Origin of the sequence: Herbaspirillum sp. RV1423, assembly GCF_000577615.1 — a bacterium.
Taxonomy (GTDB): Bacteria; Pseudomonadota; Gammaproteobacteria; order Burkholderiales; family Burkholderiaceae_D; genus Herbaspirillum.
Map to the genome: position 1 here is coordinate 1 of NZ_CBXX010000068.1, position 9,922 is coordinate 9,922.

Sequence of the window (9,922 nt, forward strand, 5' to 3'; positions counted from 1 at the left end):
AGGTGCTCGAAAATCAGGCAACGCCTGGGCCGCACTGCATACCAAGTACGCCGAGGAATTGAAGAAAACCAAAACGGCAACCGGCTCGAAAAAGAAGTGAGGCGAGGCCAGGTCCTGAGTCAGATATCTCCGATCAGCAAAGCTGGCTGATCTGGGCGTCCTCTGGATTGGAGGAATCGGCGAGTATCAAATATGCGAGTACGGCGTAAAAGCGCCAAGAGCGCGGGATGTGGCGCTTGCCCTGAAGCAGCTCCACATTTCTGCCGTCTTTTTTTGGGAGAGCCTGAGCATGATGGTTGATTTTTATTTCGATTTTTTGAGCCCCTTTTCGTACCTGGCAAACCACCGTTTGTCGGTGCTAGCGGGGCGTTATGGATTCCCCATCCAGTATCACGCCATTGATTTGGCGCGAGCAAAGACGGCCATTGGCAACATCGGGCCGTCCAATCGGGATCTGAAGACAAAACTTGACTATTTGAAGGTGGATTTGCAGCGATGGGCCGATCTCTACGAGATTCCGCTGGTCTTTCCCCCCAACTTCAACAGCAGCCGGATGAACGCCGGGCTGTATTACCCGGCTGCCAGGGAACGAGCCGCTGAATATGTTCGCTTCGTTTTCGATTCGGCTTGGGGAAAAGGGTGGGCATTGGATGCAGATAGCTTGCTGGCTCAGGTATGCGACAAGCTGAACTGGGATCGCGGTGACTTTGAAACGTTTTTGTGCAGCGAAAATGCCGCCAAGGCATACGACGAGGAGACGCAGGCGGCCATTGACCGAAAAGTCTTCGGGGTTCCGACCGTATTTTGGGATGATCAAATGTGGTGGGGGAATGACCGTCTTTTCATGCTTGAGAGCGGGTTGCAAAAGGAGAGGCAGCCATGAACCCCCCTGCATCGATCTTTCCCAGGCATGGGCCTTGGTTGGTGAACTCGTGGAATTAATTTTTAACCGTGGCGATTGGCGCCTGCTTCGGTGCGAAGCATTCATGCCGCCTTCATCAAGACATGAGCCAACAGTCGCAGATCAGAATGGAATTTCTTTTCAAATTACTTGATTTCTCAACCACATCTTGATTTTAAGGAGTCTCATGAAGCTTTATTACAGTCCCGGCGCATGCTCGTTGTCGCCCCACATCATCCTTCGTGAAGGTGGATTTGACTTCCAGCTAGAAAAGGTTGATCTCGGCACCAAAGTGACTGAGACGGGTGTTGATTACAAGACCGTCAATCCCTTGGGCAGTGTCCCCGCTCTGCAAATGGACGATGGGCAGGTGCTCACCGAAGGGCCGGCGATCGTGCAATACCTCGCTGACCGTGTGCCAGAAAAATGCTTGGCACCGCCAGCAGGCTCGCTGGAGCGCTACCGACTGATGGAATGGCTGAATTTCATCTCCACCGAATTGCACAAAAGTTTCGGGGCATTGTTCAGCCCGGTGTTTCCACAGGATGCCAAGCCAGTCATCAAGACCCAATTGGAAAGCCGGCTTGGACATGCCGAGCGGATGCTCGGTGATAAAGTTTGGGCCATGGGCGAGGATTTTTCCGTGGCAGACGCCTACCTGTTTACTGTGCTTGGCTGGGGGACTTACGTGAATCTGGACCTTTCGCCTTGGCCTGGCCTGCAAGCCTACCTCAACCGCGTGGCTGAACGCCCAGCGGTCCGGGCAACATTGGCGGCAGAAGGTTTGATCTGATTTTTTCAGCAGAATAGTTGCATGAATCCGAATAAATCACGGCCGACTACCTACTTTTGTCCTATCGAGACGATAAGAATAGCGGTTTCCCCCTATCTATATGCTTGATAAAAAGGAGCGCGACACCATGGTGCCGCTGTGGCCCAGCCTGCGCGCGGTGCTGCCGCCGAAAGTGCCCACGCGGCAGACCCGGCCCACCTCCTGGTCCTACCAGACCCTCAAGCCGCTGCTGTTGCAAGCTGGCGAGCTGACCCCGATCGAGAAGGCCGAGCGCCGCGTGCTGGTGCTGGCCAACCCCGGCCACGGCCTAGAGAAGATGCAGGCCAGCGCCGCTATGTACCTGGGCATGCTGCTGCTGCTGCCCGGCGAGTGGGCGCCCAGCCACCGCCACACGCCCAACGCAGTGCGCATGATCGTCGAGGGCGAGGGCGCCTACACCACCGTGGACGGCGAGAAGTGCCCCATGAGCCGGGGTGACCTCATCCTCACGCCCACCGGCCTGTGGCACGAGCATGGCCACGACGGCACCGAACCCGTGGTCTGGCTTGACGTGCTGGACCTGCCGCTGCTGTACTACATGGAGGCCAGCTACCACCTCAACGGCAAGCGCCAGGCCGTCAAGCCAGGCCGGGGCGACCGCGCCTGGACCCGCGCCGGCGTGGTGCCCACCCCCGTGTTCCAGCGCAGCGACAAGCGTTACCCCATGCTGCGCTACCCATGGGTCGACACGCGAGCCGCCCTGCTGTCCCTGGCCAGCGACCAGCCGTATCTGGAGTGCGTGCAGGTCACCTACGTCAACCCCGAAACCGGCGAGGACGCCGAGAACATCCTGGGCTTCTACGCCCTGATGCTCAAGCCGGGTCAGAGCCTGCGTCTGCCCACGCGCTCGCCGGCCCAGGTGTTCCACCAGATCGAAGGCCGCGCGCAAATCACCGTGGACGGTGTCGGCCAGACCTTCACCCTGGCCGAGGCCGATACCTGCTGTGCCCCCGGCTACACCGAGGTGACGCTGAAGAACCTCTCAGCCGACCAGCCGGCCTTCCTCTTCTTGGCCGACGAGTCGCCGCTGCCCCGTAAGCTGGGCGTGTACGAAGTCCGCGCCTGAACCCTCCCCCTTGGAAACCAGCATGACCCAATATCTGTTCACCCCCCCCCCCGCCGTCCAGTCCCTGCGCTTGCGGCTGTGCAACGTGTCACGTCTGCGTTGACGCGGCGTGGACCGACCGTCTGCTGGCCAAGTCGGAACTCGAAATCAAGATGCTCAATTTTGCGGTCATGGTCAAGCCCACCAGCCGCATGAGCTGCCGTCTCATCGTTTGCCCTGAAATCGAAGGTCTCTCGATGTGCATTCCCGAATCGCAACATTGACACCTCCTATGAAGATTTGCCGCTTCGACAACGACCGCCTGGGCTTGGTAGACGGAGAGACGGTGCGCGACGTCACCGCCGCGCTCGACGTTCTGCCAAATCACCGCTATCCACTGCCCATTTTCGACCCCCTGATCGCACTCTTGCCAGAGGTACTCGAAGCAATTCGCCGTATCGCCCCGTCGTCGCCCACGCTGCCGCTCGCGGGACGCCGGCTGCTGGCTCCGGTTGCGAATCCCGGTAAAGTCATCGCGGCGCCCGTCAACTACAAAAAGCATCTCCAAGAAGCCCGCGAGCAGGTCGAGATCCACCACAATAACCAGGTCGCTGAAATCGAGAAGATCGGACTTTTCCTCAAGGCGACAAGCTCCGTTGTGGGACCGAGTCACGGCGTCGAGATCCAGCATCCTGATCGCCGAAACGACCACGAGGCCGAACTTGTCGCTGTAATTGGCAAAACCGGACGAAACATCCCGCGCGAGCGCGCGTTCGATCACATTTCGGCCTATACGATCGGCCTGGACATGACAGTTCGCGGCCCGCAGGAGCGCAGTCTGCGCAAATCCATTGACACGTATTCCGTGGTGGGGCCTTGGCTCGTCACTGCTGACGAGATTGACGACCCGCAGGCGCTCGATTTCTGGCTCACCGTCAACGGCGAGCGGCGCCAGAAGGCGAACACGCGCGATCTCGTGCTGGACATCCCTGCGTTGATCGAAATGGCCTCGTCCTACTACACGTTGCAACCGGGCGATTTGCTGTTCACCGGCACCCCCGAAGGCGTTGGGCCGGTGGTGAACGGCGACGAGATCACCGTCGAGATCGCAGGCATTGGCCGCATGAACGTCGCAGTCCGCAACGCCAGGAGAGTCACATGAACATACTGGACCTGCCGCCTGCTTGCGCCCCGATGCCCACCCCAAACTGCCCCAGTTATGACCGGTCAAACTCAGCGACGTTTGATGCCGACAGGCATTGCACTGGAAGCCGTAATCGGGGCGCTGTTCACACGCAGGTAACCTTGGCCCTTGAGGAAGTTGCGGTAGCTGTTGAGAGCGACGGCTTCAGCCTCCTTGGCCACTTGGTCACCCATCGCAATCACGCGGCCGTCATCGGTCAGGATGGCCAGTTTGGCTGGTTTGCCGTCTACGGTAACGATGAGACCTTCGTGGGACACCGCGCTGATAACGACGCCACTGATGGCGCCTACGGGTTGTGTTCCGATCATTATTGACCTCCAAACATACGTTGAGCGCTTTCATCCGAAACGCCGAGCGGACCTGCAGTCGCAACGTAAGCAATGGGATGGACGCTCCCACCTAAACGGCATCGTAATGTGCCAAAGTGGAGATGCGAATCAACCACTTAAACAGACAGGAGCGTCCGATATGAAGGTTACAACAGTAGGCATCGATCTGGCTAAGAATTTGTTTCAACTGCACGGAGTCAATGAGTTTGGCAAGCCCGTCATCAAGAAGCAAATCCGGCGCGACCAGATGGCCGAGTTCTTCGTGAATCTGCCAGCTTGCCTTATTGGCATGGAAGCCTGCGGCAGTGCACACCACTGGGCTCGCAAGCTCCAAAGTTTTGGGCACACCGTCAAATTAATGGCGCCTCAATTCGTCAAACCGTACGTTAAGACCAACAAGAACGACGCTGCAGATGCCGAGGCAATCTGCGAAGCGGTAAATCGGCCCAATATGCGCTTTGTGCCAATCAAAAATGTCGAACAGCAAAGCGTATTGGCGTTGCATCGCGTGCGCCAAGGCTTTGTGAAGGCACGCACGGCACAGGCCAACCAGATCCGCGGCTTGTTGTCTGAGTTTGGTCTGATCATTCCACAGGGAATTGGCTACATCGAAAACCGTGTGCCTGAACTCATAGAAAACGCCAGCAACGAATTGCCGGGCTCATTTCGAATACTCGTACAGCGACTGCTGGATCATTTGAAGGAGCTCGACCGTCAGGTCGATGACCTGGAGTCGCAGATTGTGAAATGGCATCGACAAAGTGAAGCCAGTAGCAAACTGGCACAAGTCCCTGGCATTGGCCCCATTACTGCCAGCGCGCTGGTGGCTTCACTGGGGGATGCGAAGAACTTTGAGGGTGGCCGTCAGGTCGCCGCATGGCTGGGCCTGGTGCCCAAGCAGCATTCCAGTGGCGGCAAACAGAACCTATTGAGTATTAGTAAACGTGGCGACACCTATCTCAGAACCTTGCTGATTCACGGGGCGCGCTCCGTGATTTACCGGGCGCAGCAGAAGCCTGACGCCTGCAGTTGGATTAACGGAGTGGTTAATCGACGAAACAAAAATGTGGCAGCCGTCGCGCTGGCCAACAAGAATGCGCGCATCGTATGGGCATTGTTGGTCCACGATCGAGAGTTCCGATCAGACTACATGGCCGCCAAAGCGGCCCTATAGTCTGATCGGTTGTGCGCAAAGTCGAAAAGAACAAAGCAGGGAGCAATAAACCACCGATTGCTCAGGCGATCATGAAGTGATGGCAAGATAGGTCAGACCGTGGTTGACAAAGCCCGTGCCGGACGGGGCACCCAGAGTGCGTGTAAGCGATCGAGGCGTCAACCAGCGAATCCCATCAGGGACAGTGACCCAAAGTCACACCAAAAGTCCGAATGTACGGGTGCAATCTTTACCTTCGAGTTGTCATGAATCGAAAGCTTGGCAAACCGGGAGCGTCCATGTACGCCCAGTGAACCCATCTTGAGTTGAACCCTGTCATCTCGCAAGATCGTGTGCACGTAACCCACCGTGCACACCATGCCCAAAGAGACAGACCTTGCGAGATGTTCGAGACCGCAGACCCACCGCACCTACACGCGTCAATTCAAGGCCGAATTGGTTGCAGCCAGTCAACAACCTGGCGCGTCAATCGCAGCGATAGCCTTGCAACACGGCATGAACGCCAACGTGCTGCACCGCTGGCTCAAGGAACATGCGCTGGATGGGCGCCACCGACTTGGCGGACAAGATCCGTTGGGTGTCGCTGTCCCCACTTCACCTGTTCCCGCATTCATCCCTTTAAAGCTGCCCACCACCCGGCATGAGTCCGCTGTCTTTGACATCAAGGTCGAACTTCGCAAAGGTGCCGTCTCGATGACCCTCACCTGGCTCACACCGCCACCAACAACTGCCAACAGATGAGTGGATCGCACTAATTCGCGATTCCCATGCGGGATACATCACATGGGATGAGTACGAGCAGAATCTCAAGATTCTGAGCGACAACGCGCAGGCCCCTGCTACCGGGCGCGATCGAGGTCCCGCCCGAGAAGGACCTGCTTTGTTGCAAGGGCTTGTGATGTGCGCAAAGTGCGGCGATCGTATGACGGTGCGCTATCACCTGCACGGCACGCGTCGCGTGCCGGACTATGTGTGTCAGCGCGGTGGCATTGCGCATGCTGAACCGATATGCCAACTCATCGTCGGCGGTGAGCTCGATGCTGCGGTTGGCAAACTGTTGGTGCAGGCTGTTACTCCACTCACATTAGGGGTGGCACTCGCTGTGCAAAAGGAATTGGAGAAACGCTGCGATCCAGCAGCAGTTGTGAATGGCTGTCCGGAAGCGCGGTTTTCTGGCTTTTGAGCGCGGTTTGATTTCTTTGCCTTCGGTTCTTTCTGCCTCTCCTCTGATTCCATCCTGGTGGCCCGAGGGCCACCAGGATGGGCGGGTTTCATAATCCGGTCATTACTGGAGTGCTGCCGGAGGTGTCTTGCACGAACAGACCGGCAGGCTTTTCCTGTGCGCACGCTGCCAGGCGCAAGTCCTGGTGTGCAGCCAATGTGACCGTGGCCAGCGCTACTGCGCCACAGGGTGCGCGGACATCACCCGATTGAACCTGCAACGCGAGGCCGGCAAGCGCTATCAGCAGAGTCGCGCCGGGCGCCACAAGCACGCACAGCGCATGCACCAATGGCGCATACGACGGGCTGCCGCAGCAAAGATAGTGACGCATCACCGTTCCCTTGCCACCCCTGTCGATGCTGTACTGCCAGGCAACGAATCACCCCCGGCAATCCCGCCCGATTCACAGCCCAAACAGCCATGCAGCCCTATAGCCTCGGAGTCCATTGCGCTCTGCGCCACCGCCAATACCCGCACCGGCATGCCGGCACCGGTCTGGCGCTGCCATTGGTGCCAGTCACCGTGTCCGGCGCTGGTGCGCCAGGGCTTTCTGCGCCACAGCCGTTGGTGGCGTGATGGTCGTTACCTCTGAACTTCGCGCACAGATTCTGCGCCTGTACCTTGCTGAGCACTGGCGTGTCGGCACAATCGCGCGTCAATTGCGGCTTCACCGTGACACAGTTCGGCGGGTATTGGCCATCTCCAGCGTGTTGCGTGCGCTACCGTCAGCACCGCCACGATTGATTGACCCGTTCGTGCCCTTCATCAAGGAAACTCTGGCCAAGTTCCCGACCTTGGCGGCCAGTCGCCTGTACGCCATGGTCCAAGAGCGTGGCTATGGCGGCGGTAGCTCGCATTTCCGCCATCTGGTGGCACCCCTGCGCGCCCGGCCGGCGGCCGAGGCCTACTTGCGACTTCGAACACTTCCCGCTGAACAAGCCCAGGTGGATTGGGCTCATATGGGCCATGTGGTGGTCGGCCGGGCCAAGCGTCCCCTGATGGCATTCGTGATGGTGCTGTCGTATTCCAGGCGCATCTTTTTGCACTTCAGCCTGAATGCCCAGATGGACAACTTCCTGCGTGGTCACGTTCTTGCGTTCGAGGCATGGGGTGGAGTTCCCCGCGTCATTCTCTCGGACAACCTCAAGAGCGCCGTGCTGGAACGACTGGGCAACGCCATTCGGTTCAACCCGGATTACCTGGCCTTTGCCGCCCATTACCGCTTCGAGCCACGCCCGGTGGCTGTGGCGCGCGGCAATGAGAAGGGCCGGGTTGAACGCTCTATCCGCTACATCCGCGACAACTTCTTTGCCGCCCGTGTCTATACGGATGTGGCCGACCTCAATGCCCAAGCCAAAGCCTGGACGGATGGGCCCGCATTTAGCAGGCCTTGGCCTGAAGGTGAGCAGCTAACCGTGCGTCAGGCCTTTGAGACAGAGTCGCCCAGCCTGATGGCCCTGCCAATGGATGCCTACCCGGTGGATGCGCGTGTTGAGGTGAAGGTCGCAAAGACACCCTACGTCCGGTTTGACCTCAATGACTATTCCATCCCGCACACCCATGTCCGACGCACTGTGACGGTGCTGGCCAATGCAGAACGGGTGCGCGTGCTCGATGGCGTCACCGTCCTGGCCGAGCATGTGCGCAGCTATGACAAGGGTGAGCAGGTTGAGATTACGGCCCATGTGGACGAGCTAATCGAGCGCAAACGCGGTGCCCGCCAGCACAGGGGAGTCAGCCAACTGACCCAGGCCATACCGGCCATGGCGGACTTCCTGGCCCGTGCTGCGACCAAAGGCCACCACCTGGCTTCCATGACGCGGGTGTTGGGCCAGATGCTGGACCATTACGGGGCGCAGGCCATGCAAGAGGCCGTGCTCGAAGCCCTGCGCCGGGATGTTCCGCATCACAACGCGGTGCGTCTGGCCCTTGAGCGTGCGCGCCAAGAACGCCGGGACAGTCCGCTGGTGGTGCCCCAGCTCTCCGAGCGTGCGAAACGCATGGACGTGACGGTCAAGCCGCACCGGCTGGACGCCTATGACGAATTGCAGGCACATGCCCAGCAGACCGACCAATCCAGCGATGGCCATTCCACAGAAACCGACGAGGACACCCAATGACGAACACCCCAACGGCAATCAGCGACATGGGCAATATGGCGCAACTTCAGGCGCGCGCCCACGCCTTGCGACTGAGCGGACTGCTGGCCCGCTGGGACCAGGTGGTCTGTGATTCGGCGCGTCTGGCTTGGGTCACCGAACTGCTGGGATGGGAAGAGACGGAACGCGACCAGCGCAGTCTGGAGCGCCGGTTGCGCTCGGCGCACATTGGCAAGTTCAAGCCACTGGCCGATTTTGAATGGGACTGGCCAACGCGCTGTGACCGCCAGGCCATCCAGGAACTCATGACCCTGTCCTTCATGACCGACGCCAGCAACGTCATGCTGGTGGGCCCCAACGGAGTGGGCAAGTCCATGCTGGCCTGCAACCTGGGCCATCAAGCCTTGATTCAGGGGCACACGGTGCTGTTCATCACCGCCGGGCAATTGCTCGGTGACCTGGCAGCGCTGGACAGTGATTCGGCACTGCGCCGTCGGCTCAAGCATTACGCGGCACCGGACTTGTTGCTGGTGGACGAGGTCGGGTACTTGTCGTACTCCAACCGACACGCCGATTTGTTGTTTGAACTCATCAGCAGGCGCTATGAGCAAAAGAGCACGGTTTTCACCACCAACCGGGCGTTCAAGGAATGGCACGAGGTGTTTCCCAATGCGGCCTGCGTGGTGTCGCTGATTGACCGGCTGGTGCACCGTTGCGAGATTGTGCCCATTGAGGGCGAGTCGTACCGACTGAAGGAAGCCATGGCGCGCGCCGAGCAAAAGGCTGCGGCGCGTGCTGCCGCGCCCCGCAAAGGGAAGAAGGTATGACGCGCCGTGGTGCAGGGGTGAAGCGCCCACCCGAGACCGGCCAAGGTACCGCCCGGTTTGCACGGCCAACGAAATGGACGCCGGCACAGGCCTCTGCGGTATTGGAGGTGCTGGACGAAATCCGAGAGTGGATTTGGCTTAGCTACGGGAGTGTGAATTTTCGCCGTTAAGGAGCCATTCCGTAATCGGCGTTAAGGCGCCACCAGATTGTCGGCGTAATGGCGCCACCGGATTTGCGGCGTAAAGGAGCCACTCCGTAATCGGCGTAATGGCGCCACGCCATTTGCGG

The 9,922-nt window shown here is 59.1% G+C and carries 11 protein-coding genes; 9 read left to right on the forward strand and 2 right to left on the reverse strand.

Features of this window, described 5'->3' with window-relative positions:
- Window positions 1-229: 229 nt before the first annotated feature.
- The 4 genes from RV1423_RS27720 to RV1423_RS27735 all read left to right on the forward strand — a co-directional run bounded on the left by RV1423_RS27720 (window position 230) and on the right by RV1423_RS27735 (window position 3,940).
- Complete coding sequence (locus RV1423_RS27720; protein ID WP_197035028.1) at window positions 230-883, forward strand: 2-hydroxychromene-2-carboxylate isomerase; 654 nt, start codon at window positions 230-232, stop codon at window positions 881-883.
- 205 nt (window positions 884-1,088) lie between these two features.
- Window positions 1,089-1,694, forward strand: coding sequence for a glutathione transferase GstA (gene gstA / locus RV1423_RS27725; protein ID WP_011801859.1), 606 nt, complete (start codon window positions 1,089-1,091; stop codon window positions 1,692-1,694).
- Between the two features lie 100 nt (window positions 1,695-1,794).
- Window positions 1,795-2,799 carry a cupin domain-containing protein gene (locus RV1423_RS27730; RefSeq protein ID WP_034303864.1) on the forward strand — a complete coding sequence of 335 codons (1,005 nt, stop codon included), beginning with the start codon at window positions 1,795-1,797 and terminating at the stop codon, window positions 2,797-2,799.
- Between the two features lie 271 nt (window positions 2,800-3,070).
- Window positions 3,071-3,940 (forward strand): fumarylacetoacetate hydrolase family protein, encoded by an 870-nt coding sequence (locus tag RV1423_RS27735; protein WP_011801857.1) that lies wholly within the window; start codon window positions 3,071-3,073, stop codon window positions 3,938-3,940.
- A gap of 71 nt (window positions 3,941-4,011) precedes the next feature.
- On the opposite strand, the gene RV1423_RS27740 is transcribed toward RV1423_RS27735, so the two are convergent.
- Complete coding sequence (locus tag RV1423_RS27740) at window positions 4,012-4,290, reverse strand: hypothetical protein (RefSeq protein WP_011801856.1); 279 nt, start codon at window positions 4,288-4,290, stop codon at window positions 4,012-4,014.
- A 160-nt stretch (window positions 4,291-4,450) separates the two neighbouring features.
- Between RV1423_RS27740 and RV1423_RS27745 the strand changes: the two genes are divergently transcribed.
- The 3 genes from RV1423_RS27745 to RV1423_RS30455 all read left to right on the forward strand — a co-directional run bounded on the left by RV1423_RS27745 (window position 4,451) and on the right by RV1423_RS30455 (window position 6,668).
- On the forward strand, window positions 4,451-5,485 hold the full coding sequence (locus RV1423_RS27745; RefSeq protein WP_011801855.1) for an IS110 family transposase: 1,035 nt from the start codon (window positions 4,451-4,453) through the stop codon (window positions 5,483-5,485).
- Between the two features lie 357 nt (window positions 5,486-5,842).
- Window positions 5,843-6,226 carry a transposase gene (locus RV1423_RS29550; RefSeq protein ID WP_081769055.1) on the forward strand — a complete coding sequence of 128 codons (384 nt, stop codon included), beginning with the start codon at window positions 5,843-5,845 and terminating at the stop codon, window positions 6,224-6,226.
- Between the two features lie 142 nt (window positions 6,227-6,368).
- Complete coding sequence (locus tag RV1423_RS30455) at window positions 6,369-6,668, forward strand: zinc ribbon domain-containing protein (RefSeq protein WP_255344244.1); 300 nt, start codon at window positions 6,369-6,371, stop codon at window positions 6,666-6,668.
- 88 nt (window positions 6,669-6,756) lie between these two features.
- Here RV1423_RS30455 and RV1423_RS27755 read toward each other — a convergent pair whose 3' ends face one another.
- Complete coding sequence (locus tag RV1423_RS27755; RefSeq protein WP_034303868.1) at window positions 6,757-7,038, reverse strand: hypothetical protein; 282 nt, start codon at window positions 7,036-7,038, stop codon at window positions 6,757-6,759.
- A gap of 244 nt (window positions 7,039-7,282) precedes the next feature.
- Between RV1423_RS27755 and istA the strand changes: the two genes are divergently transcribed.
- Together istA and istB are read left to right on the forward strand one after the other, a co-directional pair.
- The gene (gene istA, locus RV1423_RS27760; RefSeq protein WP_011801851.1) at window positions 7,283-8,827 is read left to right on the forward strand and encodes an IS21 family transposase; all 1,545 of its coding nucleotides are present in this window, start codon (window positions 7,283-7,285) and stop codon (window positions 8,825-8,827) included.
- Complete coding sequence (istB, locus tag RV1423_RS27765) at window positions 8,824-9,633, forward strand: IS21-like element helper ATPase IstB (protein ID WP_011801850.1); 810 nt, start codon at window positions 8,824-8,826, stop codon at window positions 9,631-9,633. The genes istA and istB overlap by 4 nt, the downstream gene beginning before the upstream one ends.
- Window positions 9,634-9,922 lie beyond the last annotated feature (289 nt).

Excerpts from the sequence above, each read along its gene's own strand:
- gstA (WP_011801859.1), top strand. The coding sequence starts at position 1,089 with ATGAAGCTTTATTACAGTCCCGGCGCATGCTCGTTGTCGCCCCACATC.
- RV1423_RS27730 (WP_034303864.1), top strand. The coding sequence starts at position 1,795 with ATGCTTGATAAAAAGGAGCGCGACACCATGGTGCCGCTGTGGCCCAGC.
- RV1423_RS27735 (WP_011801857.1), top strand. The coding sequence starts at position 3,071 with ATGAAGATTTGCCGCTTCGACAACGACCGCCTGGGCTTGGTAGACGGA.
- RV1423_RS27740 (WP_011801856.1), bottom strand. The coding sequence starts at position 4,290 with ATGATCGGAACACAACCCGTAGGCGCCATCAGTGGCGTCGTTATCAGC.
- RV1423_RS27745 (WP_011801855.1), top strand. The coding sequence starts at position 4,451 with ATGAAGGTTACAACAGTAGGCATCGATCTGGCTAAGAATTTGTTTCAA.
- RV1423_RS29550 (WP_081769055.1), top strand. The coding sequence starts at position 5,843 with ATGCCCAAAGAGACAGACCTTGCGAGATGTTCGAGACCGCAGACCCAC.
- RV1423_RS27755 (WP_034303868.1), bottom strand. The coding sequence starts at position 7,038 with ATGCGTCACTATCTTTGCTGCGGCAGCCCGTCGTATGCGCCATTGGTG.
- istA (WP_011801851.1), top strand. The coding sequence starts at position 7,283 with ATGGTCGTTACCTCTGAACTTCGCGCACAGATTCTGCGCCTGTACCTT.
- istB (WP_011801850.1), top strand. The coding sequence starts at position 8,824 with ATGACGAACACCCCAACGGCAATCAGCGACATGGGCAATATGGCGCAA.